General features: G+C 73.1%; 17 protein-coding genes. 7 read left to right on the top strand and 10 right to left on the bottom strand.

What is annotated here, in order from left to right:
- Positions 1 to 51: 51 nt before the first annotated feature.
- The 4 genes from EKG83_RS31795 to EKG83_RS31780 are packed head-to-tail and all read right to left on the bottom strand — an operon-like array spanning position 52 to position 3,055.
- Positions 52 to 1,101, bottom strand: coding sequence for an ABC transporter ATP-binding protein (locus EKG83_RS31795; RefSeq protein ID WP_033429342.1), 1,050 nt, complete (start codon positions 1,099 to 1,101; stop codon positions 52 to 54).
- The gene (gene modB, locus EKG83_RS31790) at positions 1,098 to 1,886 is read right to left on the bottom strand and encodes a molybdate ABC transporter permease subunit (RefSeq protein ID WP_033429244.1); all 789 of its coding nucleotides are present in this window, start codon (positions 1,884 to 1,886) and stop codon (positions 1,098 to 1,100) included. The genes EKG83_RS31795 and modB overlap by 4 nt, the downstream gene beginning before the upstream one ends.
- Positions 1,883 to 2,653: a molybdate ABC transporter substrate-binding protein gene (gene modA / locus EKG83_RS31785; protein ID WP_033429245.1), complete on the bottom strand. Its 771-nt coding sequence runs from the start codon at positions 2,651 to 2,653 to the stop codon at positions 1,883 to 1,885. The genes modB and modA overlap by 4 nt, the downstream gene beginning before the upstream one ends.
- Positions 2,654 to 2,656: 3 nt before the next feature.
- Complete coding sequence (locus tag EKG83_RS31780; protein WP_033429246.1) at positions 2,657 to 3,055, bottom strand: TOBE domain-containing protein; 399 nt, start codon at positions 3,053 to 3,055, stop codon at positions 2,657 to 2,659.
- Between the two features lie 129 nt (positions 3,056 to 3,184).
- Here EKG83_RS31780 and EKG83_RS31775 point away from each other — a divergent pair, with 129 nt between their 5' ends.
- The 5 genes from EKG83_RS31775 to EKG83_RS31755 all read left to right on the top strand — a co-directional run bounded on the left by EKG83_RS31775 (position 3,185) and on the right by EKG83_RS31755 (position 7,300).
- Positions 3,185 to 3,664 carry a DUF4383 domain-containing protein gene (locus EKG83_RS31775; RefSeq protein ID WP_033429247.1) on the top strand — a complete coding sequence of 160 codons (480 nt, stop codon included), beginning with the start codon at positions 3,185 to 3,187 and terminating at the stop codon, positions 3,662 to 3,664.
- Positions 3,665 to 3,772: 108 nt separating this feature from the next.
- Positions 3,773 to 3,994 (top strand): hypothetical protein, encoded by a 222-nt coding sequence (locus EKG83_RS31770; protein WP_033429248.1) that lies wholly within the window; start codon positions 3,773 to 3,775, stop codon positions 3,992 to 3,994.
- A 505-nt stretch (positions 3,995 to 4,499) separates the two neighbouring features.
- The gene (locus EKG83_RS31765; protein WP_153278579.1) at positions 4,500 to 5,507 is read left to right on the top strand and encodes a hypothetical protein; all 1,008 of its coding nucleotides are present in this window, start codon (positions 4,500 to 4,502) and stop codon (positions 5,505 to 5,507) included.
- Positions 5,480 to 6,868 (top strand): NucA/NucB deoxyribonuclease domain-containing protein, encoded by a 1,389-nt coding sequence (locus EKG83_RS31760; RefSeq protein ID WP_153278578.1) that lies wholly within the window; start codon positions 5,480 to 5,482, stop codon positions 6,866 to 6,868. The genes EKG83_RS31765 and EKG83_RS31760 overlap by 28 nt, the downstream gene beginning before the upstream one ends.
- Positions 6,869 to 6,886: 18 nt before the next feature.
- A complete protein-coding gene (locus EKG83_RS31755; protein WP_211269024.1) occupies positions 6,887 to 7,300 on the top strand; it encodes a hypothetical protein in 414 nt (137 codons plus the stop codon).
- A 59-nt stretch (positions 7,301 to 7,359) separates the two neighbouring features.
- Here the strand turns inward: EKG83_RS31755 and EKG83_RS31750 are convergent, their stop codons facing one another.
- From EKG83_RS31750 to EKG83_RS31735, 4 genes are all read right to left on the bottom strand, one after another.
- Positions 7,360 to 7,605: a hypothetical protein gene (locus EKG83_RS31750; protein ID WP_153278576.1), complete on the bottom strand. Its 246-nt coding sequence runs from the start codon at positions 7,603 to 7,605 to the stop codon at positions 7,360 to 7,362.
- 39 nt (positions 7,606 to 7,644) lie between these two features.
- Positions 7,645 to 8,049, bottom strand: a complete 405-nt coding sequence (locus EKG83_RS31745) for a hypothetical protein (protein ID WP_033429254.1) — start codon at positions 8,047 to 8,049, stop codon at positions 7,645 to 7,647.
- A gap of 189 nt (positions 8,050 to 8,238) precedes the next feature.
- Positions 8,239 to 9,150: an NAD-dependent epimerase/dehydratase family protein gene (locus EKG83_RS31740; protein ID WP_033429255.1), complete on the bottom strand. Its 912-nt coding sequence runs from the start codon at positions 9,148 to 9,150 to the stop codon at positions 8,239 to 8,241.
- Positions 9,151 to 9,162: 12 nt separating this feature from the next.
- Positions 9,163 to 10,329, bottom strand: coding sequence for a metallophosphoesterase (locus EKG83_RS31735; RefSeq protein ID WP_033429256.1), 1,167 nt, complete (start codon positions 10,327 to 10,329; stop codon positions 9,163 to 9,165).
- 109 nt (positions 10,330 to 10,438) lie between these two features.
- On the opposite strand from EKG83_RS31735, the gene EKG83_RS31730 reads away from it, so the two are divergent.
- The gene (locus EKG83_RS31730) at positions 10,439 to 10,615 is read left to right on the top strand and encodes a hypothetical protein (RefSeq protein ID WP_153278575.1); all 177 of its coding nucleotides are present in this window, start codon (positions 10,439 to 10,441) and stop codon (positions 10,613 to 10,615) included.
- Between the two features lie 92 nt (positions 10,616 to 10,707).
- Here EKG83_RS31730 and EKG83_RS31725 read toward each other — a convergent pair whose 3' ends face one another.
- Positions 10,708 to 11,529 (bottom strand): protein phosphatase 2C domain-containing protein, encoded by an 822-nt coding sequence (locus EKG83_RS31725; RefSeq protein ID WP_033429257.1) that lies wholly within the window; start codon positions 11,527 to 11,529, stop codon positions 10,708 to 10,710.
- Positions 11,530 to 11,552: 23 nt separating this feature from the next.
- On the bottom strand, positions 11,553 to 12,209 hold the full coding sequence (locus tag EKG83_RS31720; RefSeq protein WP_033429258.1) for a thiaminase II/PqqC family protein: 657 nt from the start codon (positions 12,207 to 12,209) through the stop codon (positions 11,553 to 11,555).
- Positions 12,210 to 12,381: 172 nt separating this feature from the next.
- On the opposite strand from EKG83_RS31720, the gene EKG83_RS31715 reads away from it, so the two are divergent.
- Positions 12,382 to 14,505, top strand: a complete 2,124-nt coding sequence (locus EKG83_RS31715) for a diguanylate cyclase (RefSeq protein WP_228122293.1) — start codon at positions 12,382 to 12,384, stop codon at positions 14,503 to 14,505.
- Positions 14,506 to 14,508: the final 3 nt, after the last annotated feature.

The raw sequence follows: 14,508 nt of genomic DNA, 5'->3' as shown, positions 1-14,508 counted from the left end.
AAGTAAACAGGCTTGGTTCTGCCTTGTCAACAAGTGTGATTGGTCAATCACTCATGCCGGGTAGGCCGTCACCTCGGTCGCCTTGACCGCCACCCACAGCTCGTCACCCGGCCGCAGCCGCAGGTCGGCCACGGTCGCGGTGGTGATGTCGGCCAGCACCGGCGGCGCGCCGTCCAACCGGACCCGGGTGGTGTGCGCGTGCTGCTCCACCCCGGACACCCGCACCCGCCAGGCGTTGCGCGGGCTGCCGGTGGGCCGCTCGGGGTGCAGGCCGACCGCGTTCGGCGGGAACACCACGTGCACCCGCCCGGTCACCGGCGCCGCCACGGTCAGCGCGCCACCGCCGTCGAGGGCCACGGTGGTGCCGTCCGCGGTGCCGCGGTAGAGGTTCAGGCCCACCAGGTCGGCGACGTAGTCGGTGCGCGGCCTGCGGGCGACCTCGGTCGGCGGGCCCTGCTGCACCACGCGGCCGTGCTCCAGCACCACCAGCCGGTCGGCCAGCACCATGGCGTCCAGCGGGTCGTGCGTGACCAGCAGGGTGTGGCCGGGGTAGTCGCGCAGGTGCCCGCCCAGCTCGGCGCGCACGTGCAGGCGGGTGGCCGCGTCCAGCGCCGCCAGCGGCTCGTCCAGCAGCAGCAGGTCGGGGCGGGTGACCAGGGCGCGGGCCAGGGCGACGCGCTGCGCCTGGCCACCGGACAGCGCCCGCGGCTTGTCCTCGGCGTGCCCGGCCAGGCCCACCCGGTCCAGCCAGCGGGCCGCCTCCGCCCGCGCACGCGCCCGCCCCGCGCCCCGCGCCCGCAGGCCGAAAGCGACGTTCTCCAGCGCGCTCAGGTGGGCGAACAGCAGGTAGTCCTGGAACACCACGCCGATCGGTCGCCGCTCGGCGGGCAGGAACACCCCCGGCGGCGCGTCCCACGTCCGGTCGCCCAGCCGGATGTGCCCGCCGGTCAACCGCAGCAGCCCGGCGAGCGCGCGCAGCGCCGTGGTCTTGCCCGCGCCGTTGGGGCCGAGCAGGGCGACGACCTCGCCAGGTTCGACGGTCAGCCCCACCGCGAGCCGGAAGCGGTCGCGGGAGAACTCCAGGTGCGCGTCCAGCGTCACGACGGCCCGCTCACCCACCGGTCGCGCAGCGCGGCCAGCACGGCGACCGACACCACCAGCAGCACCGCGCTCAGCACGAGCGCCGCGTCCGGGTCGGTCTCCAGGGCCAGGTACACCGCCAGCGGCATGGTGGTCGTCTCGCCGGGGAAGTTGCCCGCGAACGTGATGGTGGCGCCGAACTCCCCGAGCGCCCGCGCCCAGCACAGCACCGTGCCCGCCACCACGCCCGGCAGCACCGACGGCAGCGTCACCCGCCGGAACGCCAGCCAGCGCGACGCGCCCAGCGTCGCGGCGGCCTCCTCGTAGCGCGGGTCGGCGGCCCGCAGCGCGCCCTCCACCGAGATCACCAGGAACGGCATGGCCACGAACGCCTCCGCCAGCACCACCCCGGCCGGGGTGAACGGCAGCGACACGCCGAACCACGCGTCCAGGTACTGCCCGACCAGCCCGCGCCGCCCCAGCACGAACAGCAGCGCCACCCCGCCCACCACGGGCGGCAGCACCAGCGGCACGGTCACCAGCGCCCGCAGCAGCCCGCGCCCCGGCACGTCGCCGCGCGCCAGCACCCAGGCCAGCGGCACGCCCAGCACCACGCACAGCACCGTGGCCAGCGACGCGCACACCAGCGACAGCCGCAGCGCCTCGCCGACCGACGCGCTGAACAGCCGCTCCGGCAGCGCCGCCCACGGCGTGCGGACCAGCAGGCCCACCAGCGGGACGAGCAGGAACGCCAGGCCCAGCACCGCCGGCAGCAGCAGGACCAGGGGCAGCCTGCCTCGGGTCACGGCAGGTCGAACCCCGCCTCGGCGAGCACCGCGCGCCCCCGCCCGGACCGGACGTGCTCGACGAACGCCCGCGCGCCGGTGGGGTTGGGCGCCCCGGTCAGCGCCGCGATCGGGTAGTCGTTGACCGCCCGGTCGGCCTCGGGGAAGTCCAGGCCCTCCACCTCGTCCCCCGCGGCGAGGACGTCGGTGCGGTAGACCAGCGCGGCGTCGACCTCGCCCAGCCGCACCTTGGTCAGCGCGGCCTTCACGTCCTGCTCCAGGGTGTCGGGCCGCGGGGTGATCCCGGCGGCCGCGAACACCGCCTTCGCCGCCGCGCCGCACGGCACCTGCTCGGCGCACAGCGCGATCACCGCGTCGTCCCGGGCGAAGTCGGCCAGCCCGGTGATCCTGCCGGGGTTGCCCCCGGGCACGGCGATGCGGAGCCGGTTGCGGGCGAAGACCTCCGGTGACGGGGCGTCGGGGACCTGCGCCATGGCGGCGGGGGAGGCGGCGGCGAACACGTCGGCCGGCGCGCCCTGCCCGATCTGCTGGGCCAGGGCGGAGCTGCCGCCGAAGTTGAAGGTGACGTCCGTGCCGGGGTTGGCGGCCTCGAACTCGGCGCCCAGCTCGGTGAACGCCTCGGTCAGCGAGGCCGCGGCGAACACGATGACGGTCTGTTCGGCGCTGCCGCCGTTGCCGCCGCTGTCGGTGTTCTCGGCGCTGTCGGCGCTCTCGGTGCCGCAGGCGGTCAGGGCGAGCAGGGACAGCACGGCGAGGGTCCTGCGCACGGGTCAGCTCCCCGGGATCTCGACGACGACGTGGGTGGACTTGATCGAGGCGACCGCGACGCGGCCGACGTCCAGGCCCAGTTCGTCGGCCGACTCGCGGCTCATCAGCGACACCACCCGGAACGGCCCGGCCTGCATCTCGACCTGGGCCATCACCCCGTCCTTGACCACCCTGGTGACGATGCCGCGCATCCGGTTGCGCGCCGACGCCGCGACGGTCGCACCCGGTTCGGGCGCCTCGGCCAGGCGCTGGGCCAGCTCGGCCAGCTCGCGACCGTCGACGCCCTTGCGGCCGCTGTCCAGCTGCACCTCGGTCAACCGGCCCTGCTCGATCCACCGGCGCACGGTGTCGTCACTGACGCCGAGCAGGGCGGCCGCTTCACTGATCCGCAGATTCGGCACGTCGTGCAGCTTAGTTCCGCATCCGCGGAGAAGTGAATTCCGAATCCGTCGACCGAGGGGGGTGATCTTGGTTTCGCCCCCGACCCGCCGGGTACGCCAGGGCCCAGTGAGCCCGATCGGAGGACCGCCATGACGACCTCGGCCGACCGCGTCGACACCCGCCGCCGTCCCGTCCAGTCCTTCTCCCTGCTGGTCGGGGCGGTGTTCCTGCTGGTGGGCGTGCTCGGGTTCATCCCGGGCGTCACCGACCACTACGAGCACCTGGGCTTCGCCGGGCCGGGCTCCGACGCCGAGCTGTTCGGCGTGTTCGAGGTCTCCGTGCTGCACAACCTGCTGCACCTGCTGTTCGGCGTGCTCGGCGTCGCGGCGGCCAGGGCGGCGGGCGCGTCGCGGGCGTTCCTGGTCGTCGGCGGCTTCCTCTACCTGCTGCTGTGGGTCTACGGGTCGATCATCGACGTGGACAGCGCGGTGAACTTCGCGCCGTTCAACTCCGCCGACAACCTGCTGCACCTCGGCCTGGGCGCGGGCATGATCCTGCTCGCCGTGCTCGCCACCGCCCTGGAGCGCTCCCGCGGCCAGTACCCGGGCCGGGAGCAGCGGGGCCGGTGACGCCCGGTTGACGCCCCCGCCGACCCGGTCGCGTAAGTTCACCCCGGGAGGCGCTTGACTGGGAGGGCGTAGATGGCGAGTACGGGGCGACGGCGGCGGTTGGGGCGGGTGGACCCCTTCATCCTGTTCACCGTCCTGCCGCTGCTGTTGATCGCGGGCGTCTTGATCTGGGGGAACCTGGCGTGGGGCGGCGTGGTCGTCATCGTCTTCGCCGCGCTGCTGGTGCTGCTGGACTCGTGGACGAACCGACCGCTGCCGTTCGACGTGCCGGACGACGGCGATTACGACTACGACTACGACGAACCGCCGTCGGCCGGGCGGCGGCGGTAGGTCCGCGTCCGCGATCACCCGCCCGGACGGGTGGTCGCGGACTGTCCTTCCCGCGGGACCGGGTGACCGGCCCGCCTCTTCCGGTTCGACCGCCGGTTTTCCCGTGTGCTCGCCCCTGCGGCACGACGCACGCCGTGTGATCAATCCGTCCGGTCAACAGGACGATTGAGTGAGACCTATCCCACGCTGTAGCTGTGTGGCCCCTCATCAGTTCGGTGAAATGTGAAACCGGACGCCCTGCGCTCGGCATCCCGATGACAGGGATCGAACTGCTTGGCGTTGCCGTCGGAGGGCGCTAACGTAATTTGCGGGAGTGATTCGAGGGGGATTCGTTCCGCGCGTTGCGGCAATGCTGTCATCGGTGACGCAAAACGCGGATCCCGCTGTCGGTTCCGGTCGCCGAGTTGGCTGGCGGTGTCGATCCGGCGGCTCATTCTGTCCACCTCTTTCGTTTTAGGTTCGCTCCTGCTTTTTGCCTTCCGTCACGAGCAGAGGGAATCGTTGCGTGAAACATGTCTTCCCGCGCTGGGTGCGCACGAGGGTGCGGACGTTCGCGTCCGCGGCGGTGGTGCTGGTGGTAGTCGTGCTGTCGGGTGCGCCGGTCGGCGCCGGGGCAGGGACGCCGAGGTGGGTCGACGACTCGTCCGCCGGCGCCGTCGAGAGGATCGCCGACGTGGGGGCGGCGGCTGATCCCCTGCCCGCCCAGTGGCACGACCTCAACGGTGACGGCAGGTCGGATCTGGTGGCCCGGGAAGCGGCAACCGGCACCGTCTACGCCTACCCGCACAGCGGGGTGTTCAACGGCGCCGGCACCTACCCCACCCGCCACGCGGTGCTGTTCGGCGCCCAGGCGCTGAACTGGATTGCCGTCTCCGAGGTGACCGGTGACTTCGCCGCGGACCTCATCGCGCGACGCGGCGACGGCACCCTCGTGGTCTACCCGGGCAGCGGGCAGCTGCAAGGTGGCTCGACCTTCGGTGAGGAGGTGCTCGTGGGCACCGGGTGGGGCGGGGTCACGGCGCTGTCGGTGGCCGACGTGACCGACGACGGGGACCAGGACATCGTCGCCCGGTGGGGTGACGGCAGCCTCCACGTCTACCCGCACACCGGGATCTTCGACGGCACCAACACCTGGGCGTCGCCCGAGTTGATCGGTACGGGCTGGAACATCATGGACTGGATCGGCGTGGCCGAGCTGACCTCCGACGACTCGCGGGTCGACGTCGTCGGGCGCAGGGCCGGTGACAGCACCCTGCAGATGTACCCGCACAACCGGTGGTACGACGGCACGGCGACCTTCGTCGGGCCGGTCCAGGTGGGCACGGGGTGGCATTCCGTGGAGATCATGAGCCTGGTCACCGTGACCCTGGACGACTTCACCGACGTCGTGGCCCGGCGGTCGACCGGTGAACTCGTGGTCTACCGCAACGCCGGTGGCTACAACGGTGACTTCACCTTCCACAGCCCCACGGGGCTCGGCGGTGGGTGGAACACGATGAACCTCATCGCCTGAACCCGGAAGCGGTGCTTCCGCCTTTCTGGGAATTCTCGTCCTCGTGGTCGTCGATGCATTCCGGAGCAGTGGTCCAGATGAAACATCGCATCCGAAAAATGTGGTCTGTTCTCCTCGGCAGTGTTCTGATCGCCACCGCGGCTCCTGCGGCGAACGCTCAGGTGCCCGCGCCCGACCCGGCCGGTGAAACCATTGTCAACCGCTTCTACGAAACCGCGCTCGACGGAACGGCGCTGAAAAGCGCAGGCCAGCAGTACTACGAGGTCAACGCGGCCGATTTCAGTGTTGCCGCACCGGGCGGGGTCGGTGCGGCCAAGCCCGCGCTCCCCTTGCCGGAGGTGGCCAGCGGCTGGGACGTCGGCTTCGAGCAGGAGTGCCGAGATCCGGCCAACGCCGCGAAGTCCTCTTCGGCCGAGGGGTGGACGAAGGACCACTACCGGTGGTGTCGCGGCGTCACGGTCAACTGGGACCGGCTCATCTGCGGCAGTGGTCAGTGCCGCCTGGTCGCGAAGATCCTGATCCAGGTGGTCTGGCTGGGCTACGCCGACGCCCACAATCGGAAGTTCCACATCTGGGGCAAGACCTTGGAGGTGATCGAGGTCGAGGGTGAGTTCGACGACGACGCCCGCGTGGCCGCTTGGGCCGACTGCGCCGGCACACCCGGGAGATCTTCCTGCAGCGCGCGTTACCAACCCGACACCCGTGCGACGTTGGCCGACATCAAAGCCGGGCGCAACAACGTGTTCGAGACGGTGCTCACCGACACCAGCATCCCCAACGTCGGTTTGACCGGCGAGGCCGTCGCGCCGCTGGAGGTCTACAGCTGGTTCACCGGTGCCGGTGGGACCCTTCACCCGACGGATTCGCTGAACACCGTCAGCGCTCGGGTCGCCAGTCGGTGCGACTCGGTCAGGCTCCGCAGCAAGCAGGCGTGCACCTTCAACAACGTAAGCGCCTTCCTCACCTACGACAAGAACGACAACGCTTATCCGGTCTCCGAACTGGTCGACCACATCCGCTATGCGCAGGACGTGCTGGGCGCGCCAGGTCGTTGGCGCAACGGTGCGCCGGACGGGCCGCCGCTGACCAGGCTGCGCCACGCCCCGACGCAGAACCAGAACAGGGCGCGGCCGAAGGCGCAGTGCCGTGCCGCCAACCCGGGTGGCTGGAACGGACGCGTGCAGCAGTGCGACGAGTACCCGTTCGCCTCGACCAAGGAGGGCGGTGCCAGTGGTGGGCCCGTCTCCGGCAAGCTGATCGCCGCCCGTCAGAACAAGGAAGGTGGTATCCAGCTCAACAACTGGTATCAATGGGACCGCATCATCGACAACGACACCTTCTGGGTTAATTTGATTGGCTGATCGGCGACTACCATGACCTTGATCAACCGGCGTGCGGGGACCGTTGAGGCATCCCGCGGGTGCTTCCTGCTCGAAGCCGAGGAATTGCCGCAGACAGGCGTGCCGGCCGAGTACGGCTCCCTGGTCAACGATCCCGGCTCCGGCCAGGTCGAACTGCTCACCGGCCGGGAAGACGGTCCGGTGCACCTCACGATCGAGGTGCACGACAGTCCGGCACCGCCGTCACCGCGGACCTGGGAGGAGTCCGTCACCGCGATCGTGCGCTGGGAACGCGTGACCAGGGCTCGCATCCAGCAACTCGACATCACCATGGACGAGGAGTGGGAGTTCGAGCTCCCAGCACCGCACTTCGTGCTCGAGGCGCACTACCAGGCGGACGAAGACCACGAGCAGTGGTTGCTGCGCCTGTGGCCGGCGACCACGACCACCTGATCACCGCCCGTCGGGTCTCGTCGGTCGCCCGCCCGCGAGGCGCGCGACCGACGACCCGGTTACGGGGTCCTCGGCGGTTGCGTGGTCAGTGGCGTCCACAGCGTCACCGGACCGGTCCGCGAGATCTGGTCGAGCGGCCCCTCCACCACCCGGTTGATCACCGTGGTCCCCTCCGGCGGGTCGCCCTCGTGAACGTCACCGGGCCGCGTGAACCACCAGGCACCGAGCAGCACGACCACCGCCGCGGCGGCTGAGGAGGCGACCAACCACAGCGGCACGCGCTTGCCGTCCCGTTGTACCGACACCGCACGACTGTAGCGGCAACCCGGTCGGCGGGACGGGCACTACCAGGTGAAGCGCCAGTTCCCGATCTCCCGCTCGTCATAGGTTGCGCGCAGCGAGACGAAGCGCTCGGACCAGTTGAAGTCGGTGTAGAGGCAGGCCGTGTGGTTGAACGCGGTGCCGCACGTGGCGGCCTGCACGCGCGACCGGGGCCACGTGGCCTCCGCGACCTTCTGCCAGCCGAACAGGCTGTGCCCCAGGTAGACCTGGGTGGTGGCCCGCTGCGCGACCGGGTCGAGGAAGACGCGCCCCTTGACCACGCCGACGAACACGCACTCGAAGTCGTACGGCGCCAGCACCGCGCAGGTCGGCTCCGGCGCGGCGCTCGCGTGCGCGGTGGACGCGGTGGACGCGGTCAGCGCCAGCACCGCGAAGACGGCGCAGAGCGCGGTTCGAACGGCCTTCATCCGCCTTCCTCCTCACCGCGACGGGCCGGACCGACCCGAACGTAACCCCGTCGCGGCGAGGCTTGCGACCGGTGGCGCGGACAACCATCCCGTGGGGACGTGCGGACACCCGAAGGTGTGCCCGCACGTTCACGCTCGGCTGCCGACGCCTCGAACCGGTCCACAACGGACAAACATCTTGAATCGCCGTTACTCGCGCGGGAAGGTCTCCGCGATGGCGGGTTCGACCGACCCCGGCCGGCCGGGCGTGACGAACAGCTCCCGCAGCAGCAGGTCGCCGAGGTACCTGGGGTCCAACCCGGACTGCCGCCCCCGCGCCGAGTGGGCGAGCCAGGTCAGCCACAGCGCCACCCGCACCACCGCCCCCGGCAGCGCGCGCACCGGCCGCGGGTGGCCGGCCGCGTCCGCGACGAGGCCGAGGAACCGCGACCAGGTCAGGTTGTCGTCGGCGACCGGCAGGTCCTCGCCGCCGGCCCGCTCCAGCGCGTCCACCGCCACCTCGGCCACGCGCGCGGCCGTCGTCGCGGCGCTGCCGCCGGGCGGGGCGAGCAGCGGCGAGCGCGAGCGCACCCACCGGTCCAGGGGCCCCGCCCAGTTGGGCAGCCGGTCGCGCGCGCGGCCGAACACGAACGGCAGCTCCAGCACCGCCACCGGCAGGTCCGGGCCCGCCGCGGCGCGGCCCAGGCGCGCCTGCTCGACCCGGCTGCGGATGTACGGGTGGCGCTCGGCCAGCCGCCACTCGGGCCGCTCGCGGTGGAAGTGCGTGTAGTACGACCCGAGGACCACGGCGCGGGTCAGGCCCTCCTCGCGGGCGGCGGTGAGCAGCCGCACGACCGGCGCGACGTTGCCGCGGTGGAACACCGCGTAGGCGGGCCGGCGCGGCACCTCCCGGTCGTCGACGCCCGCCGCGAACACCACGCCGTCGTGCCCGGCCAGCAGGGCCCGGAACTCCGCGCCGCTGGCCCGCGTGGCGTCCACGGCGTGGTCGACCCCGTCGCGCGCGGTCCGCGCCGCGGTCGTGACCTCGTGCCCCGATGCCCGCAGCCGCTCCACCACGTGCTGCCCGACCAACCCGCTCGCACCCACCACCACGACCCTCATGGGGCGGGGATGCTACGCGGTGCGCAGGGTCAGCAGGGAGATCTCGCTGGGCGCGAACACGCGCAGCGGCGGACCCCAGAACCCGGCGCCGCGGCTGGTGTAGAGGCGGGTGCGCTCGCCGTGGTCGCTCAACCCGGCCAGCACCGGCTGCTGGAGCCGCACCAGCAGGTGGAACGGCCAGATCTGGCCGCCGTGGGTGTGGCCGGACAGCTGGAGGTCCACGCCCGCGGCGGCGGCCTTGGCGACCTCACTGGGCTGGTGGGCCAGCAGCACCACCGGGTCGTCGGGCCGGGTGCCCGCCAGCGCGGCGGCCAGGTCCGCGCCGTGGCCGGGTTCGCCGGAGTGCGCGCCGGTGACGTCGTCCACGCCCGCGAACACCAGCCGCGCCCCGTCGCGCTCCAGCACCCGGTGCTGGTTGTGCAGGCTGGTCCAGCCCAGCTCGGCCATGTGGTCCAGCCACGCCTGGGCGTTGCTGATGTACTCGTGGTTGCCGGAGACGTAGAACCGGTGCGCCGCGCGCACGTCGCCCAGCGGCGCGGCCTGGCCCCGGCGCTGCTCGACCGTGCCGTCGGCGATGTCGCCGACGTGGACCACCACGTCCGGGCCCAGGGCGTTGACCGCCGCGACGGTGTCGCGGGACCAGCGGGTGCGGTCGATCGCGCCGTAGTGGGTGTCGGCCAGCACCGCGACGGTGAGCCCGTCGAACGCCGGGGCGAGCCGGGGCAGCACCACGTCGGTCCGCCGGACCCGGGGCACGCGGCGCGCCTCGCGGACGCCGTGCGCGGTCAGGGCCAGGCCGGTGGCGAGCAGCAGCACCGCGACCACCCGGGCCCGCAGGGGGTTCTCCACGCCCGCCACGGCCAGGGCGAGCCGCACCACGTCGGTGACCAGGGTCCAGGCGAAGAACACCCAGGCCACGCCGAGCATCGCGTGCGCGGCGCGGGAGGCGCGGTCGGAGTGCCGGCGGCCGTGCGCGCGGACCAGCAGCAGGGGGAACGCCACCGAGGTGACCGCGAAGAACGCCGTGCCCGCGACCTGCACCGGCCACGGCCACCGCGCGCTCGGCGGCAGCAGGCCGAACCACGGCACCCAGAACAGCAGCGCGGTCAGGGTGAGCAGGACCGCCGTGAAGGTGATCCGCCGCCGCGCGGAGGGGCGGGGTGGCGCGGTGGTCGACATGGGGCTCCTCGGCGGTTTTACGAACCGGTGGTCTCTTATCGAGGGTAGCCGTCGTGCCGGGGGCTGTCCAAAGCGGTTTGCCGACCCGGCCGGCGGCAACCCTGGGCGCATGGTCGACGAGAACGAGGTGCGCGAGGTGGAGATGCCGGAGCAGGGCGAGCGGCTGGCCGAGGTGCGGCAGGAGATCGCCGAGGCCAAGGCCGACGCGGCCGACCTGCGCGACACCAACCCCGACCCGTTCCCCGAGTCCGAGCCGCCGGAGGAGGACGGGACGCCGGCCAACTGAGCGCGGTTCGAACGGGGGCGCGGTGTCCGAGTGGAGGACACGCGGTGTCGGAGTGGAGGACACGCGCGTCGGTTCGGTGCCGTGCGCGTGGGCTACAGCCCGTCCACCAGCACCAGGGCCTGGTCGTCGTGCCGCTTGGCCCTGGGCCAGCGCGCCCCGTCGGGGTCGTCGGCCTCGGCCTGCCGGACCGCCGCCAGCACGGCGGCGGGCCCCTCGCGCCGCGCCAGGTCGAGCGCCTGCGGCCAGTCGAACAACCCGTAGTCGTCCACGCCGCACGACACCCCGTCGGTGGCCAGCAGCAGGGCGTCGACCTCGTCGCGGGCCCAGCTCGCGCGGCTCGCGTGCCGCGCCGCGCCCGGGTCCGCCTCCGCCACCCAGAAGCCGCCGGGCGTGTTGCGGTACCGCGAAGTCCTGGTCATGCCCGCGCGCAACGCCTCCAGGTGCGCGTCGCCGTACCCGCCGCCGGTGCGCAACCGGTCGCGGTAGGTGTGCCGGGACCGCGGCAGCCGGCGCAGGTGGTCGTCGGCGAGCACCCGCACCCCGCCCGGCCCGAACGCCACGACCGGGCTGTCCGCGAGCACCAGCGCGTCGACCCGCTCGTCGGTCCAGCGCGCCACGGCCACCGTGCTCGACGGCGACGCGCCCGGCACCAGCCCCTCGGCCGCCGCCACCGCCCGGATCGCCCCGGCGAGCACGTCGGCCAGGTCCGCCCCGGGCGCCGCGCCCAGCCGCCGCGCCAGCTCGTCGGCGAGCACGCCCGCGTACCAGCCGCCGCTGCGCGCGCCGGGCGTCAGGTTCGTCGCGCCGTCGAGCACCACGACCGCGTGGTCGAGCACCACCACGTGGTCCTCGCTCGGCCGCGTCGCCCCCGTGACGCCGACGCCGGCCTGTTCGGCAACGCGCACTTCGGGCACGGGGCCATCCTAGGCGCGGGGGATCAGCCCAGCGCGGCCAGCGTGTTCCAGAACATCAGCTCGTACGAGTGCAGCAGCCGCGCCGCCGGGAAAGCACCCTCCGGGTTCCACCCGGTGGCCAGCACCGCGTCCAGGGCGGCCAGCGACAGGGCGTCCAATTCGGGCGACGGGGCGGCGAAGAAGTCGAAGAACGCGCAGGCCGCGTCGTCGAAACCGTAGTGCTCGCGCAACGCCGCGCCGATCGTCGCGCAATAACCGCCCCATTCCGCAAAATTCGCGAGGATCGCCAGCAGCGCGTCGTGCGGGTTGCCGTCCAGGGCGAGCCGGGCCACGTACGACGGGTATGCCTGGCACCCCGGCAGCGGGCGGTGGGCGGCCAGGTCGTCGGCGGTCAGGCCGCAGCCGGCCGCGAAGTCGCCGAGCCTGGCCAGGGCCAGGCCCTCGCCCGCGGCGACGGTCGCGAAGAACTCGCGCTGCGGCGCTTCCGTCGCCTGCGCGGCCAAGGTGAGGAACGCTCGCCAGTCGCTGCGCACGATGTGGTGCTCCTCCGCGGCGAGGGCCTTGATCGCGTCCAGCGACGCCCGCCCCTCCGCGACCAGCGGCACCAGTTCGTTGGCGCCGCCGTCGCGGCGCACCTCCTCGCGAACCCGCTCCAGCAGTTCGCGTGCTTCGTCCGACATGCGTCCCCCATGGCGACTGTTGTGCGCGGAACCCTATCCTCTCGTGCCGTAGTGTGAGCGCGGCGCGGGGCGAGTTCCGGGCAGCGGGGTTGACGCCGCCCGCCGTTCACCGATGTCATGGCCGGGCCTTGTCGCAGCGGAGCCGAGCCGAGCCGCAGAAGGAGTGCCGGGATTGCGCGTCGCGGGGGACACACCGGTCGAGAACCGCGGAATCCCGGGCGAGGGGCCGAACCGGCTGTGGCTCGGTTACCTGCTCTTCGGCCTGTTATCCGTGGGTGCCTATTACACCCTGCCGATCTTCGTGGGCACCGTGCCGCTGCGCGTGGTCGTCTACTGCGCGGTCAGCGCGTCCGCCGCGGTCGCCGTGTGGTGGGGCGTGCGCCGCAACCGGCCCGTTCCGCGCGCGCCGTGGGTCGTGCTCGGGCTCGGGCAGGTGGTCTACGCCCTGGCCGACGCCACGTTCTACGTCTCGCACTACGTGCTCAACGAGACGCGCTACCCGTCGGTCGCCGACATCTTCTACATCGGCCACTACCCGCTGGTCGTCGTCGGCCTGGTCGTGCTGATCCGCCGCCGCCGCTCCGACCGCGACCTGCCCGGCCTGCTCGACGCGGCGTCGCTGACCGTGGGCGCGGGCCTGCTGTCGTGGGTGTTCGTCATCGGCCCGCAGACCCGCCTGGGCACGCCGGTGCTGGTGGAGGTCGCGTCGCTGGCCTACCCGCTGATGGACCTGGTGGTGCTGCTGGCCGCGCTGCGGCTGCTGTTCGGCGCGGGCCGCCGCGACGGGTCGTTCCTGCTGCTCAACGTCTGGCTGGCGGCGATACTCACCGCCGACACCGTCTACGTGCTGCAACGCCTGGCCGGCACCTACGAGGCGGGCAACTTCCTCGACGCGGTCTGGCTGACCGGCAACCTGGCGCTGGGCGCGTGCGCCCTGCACCCGTCCATGGGGCGCATCACGCACACCGCGGAGGTGCCCGCGTGGCGGCTGGGCTGGACCCGGTTGGCCGTGCTGTGCGTCGGCGCGCTGGTCGGTCCGCTGCTGCTGCTCCTCCAGCACGCCCAGGGCGTGCAGCGGGACGTGCCGGTCATCGCGGTCGGCTGCGCGGCGCTGTTCGCGCTCACCACCACCCGGCTCGCCGGCCTCGCCGTCGACCAGCGCCGGATCGCCATCACCGACGGGCTCACCAGGCTGCGCAGCCGCCGCTACTTCGAGGCGCACCTGGCCGACGACGTGGCCCGGGCCGGGCGCACGGGCGGCCCGCTGGCCGTGGTGATCCTGGACGTGGACCGGTTCAAGCAGATCAACGACCGGTTCGGGCACCCCGGCGGCGACCGGGTGCTGGTCGAGGTGGCGGCCAGGCTGCGCGCCGCCGTCGGACCGGGCCACGTGCTGGCCCGCTACGGCGGCGAGGAGTTCGCGCTGATCGCGGCGGGTGCCGACGCCGAGCACCCGACCAGGCTGGCCGAGCGGCTGCGCCACGCCGTCGGCCACCGGCCGATCGAGGTGGGCGACGGCGCGTCGGTGACGGTTACGCTCTCCGCCGGCACCGCCGCGTTCGCCCCGCACCACGGCACGGCGTCCGCGCTGGTGTCGGCGGCCGACCGCGCGCTGTACCTGGCCAAGGACCTCGGCCGCGACCGCGCGGTGGCCGGTGGGACAGCGGTCGCCGAGCACCGGGAGGACGTCGCGGTGGACTACCTGGACCAGGTCGCGGACCTGGTGGACCTGCGGGTGGCGAGCCCGGGCCGCAGCCTGGCCATCGCCGAGTGGGCGCGGGCGGTCGCGCTGCGGCTGGGGCGCGACGCCGAGGAGGTCGCCACCGCGCACCGCGCGGGCAGGCTGCTCGACGTCGGCATGATCGTGCTGCCCGACGACCTGCTCACCGAGTCCGGCCCGCTCACCGACCAGCAGTGGCACCTGCTGCACGAGCACCCCGACAGCGGTGCCCGCATGGTCGGCGTGCTGCCCGACCACGCCGAGGTCGCCGAGGTCATCCGCCAGCACCACGAGCGCTGGGACGGCGCCGGCTACCCCAACGGCCTGGCCCGCGAGCGCATCCGCCTCGAAGCCCGCGTCCTGTCGGTGTGCGACACGTGGGCCGCGATGCGCGCCGACCGCCCCCACCGGCGGGCGCTGACCCACGAGCAGGCAGTGCGCGAGCTGCGCGCCGGCCGCGGCGCCCGGTTCGACCCGCACCTGGTGGACGTGTTCCTGGAGCTGCTGGACGAGGGTGCCGTCGGCGACCTGACCGCGGGCCCGACCGCGCCGCGCGAGGGCAGCCGCCTATCCTGACGC

This window comes from Saccharothrix syringae (genome assembly GCF_009498035.1).
Classification (GTDB): domain Bacteria; phylum Actinomycetota; class Actinomycetes; order Mycobacteriales; family Pseudonocardiaceae; genus Actinosynnema; species Actinosynnema syringae.
This window is presented reverse-complemented; position numbering and strand designations above follow the sequence as displayed.

What these genes read in the sequence shown, in the direction of transcription:
- EKG83_RS31740 (WP_033429255.1), bottom strand. Translation starts at nt 9,150, where the DNA reads ATGAGGGTCGTGGTGGTGGGTGCGAGCGGGTTGGTCGGGCAGCACGTG.
- EKG83_RS31720 (WP_033429258.1), bottom strand. Translation starts at nt 12,209, where the DNA reads ATGTCGGACGAAGCACGCGAACTGCTGGAGCGGGTTCGCGAGGAGGTG.
- EKG83_RS31735 (WP_033429256.1), bottom strand. Translation starts at nt 10,329, where the DNA reads ATGTCGACCACCGCGCCACCCCGCCCCTCCGCGCGGCGGCGGATCACC.
- EKG83_RS31775 (WP_033429247.1), top strand. Translation starts at nt 3,185, where the DNA reads ATGACGACCTCGGCCGACCGCGTCGACACCCGCCGCCGTCCCGTCCAG.
- EKG83_RS31730 (WP_153278575.1), top strand. Translation starts at nt 10,439, where the DNA reads ATGGTCGACGAGAACGAGGTGCGCGAGGTGGAGATGCCGGAGCAGGGC.
- EKG83_RS31745 (WP_033429254.1), bottom strand. Translation starts at nt 8,049, where the DNA reads ATGAAGGCCGTTCGAACCGCGCTCTGCGCCGTCTTCGCGGTGCTGGCG.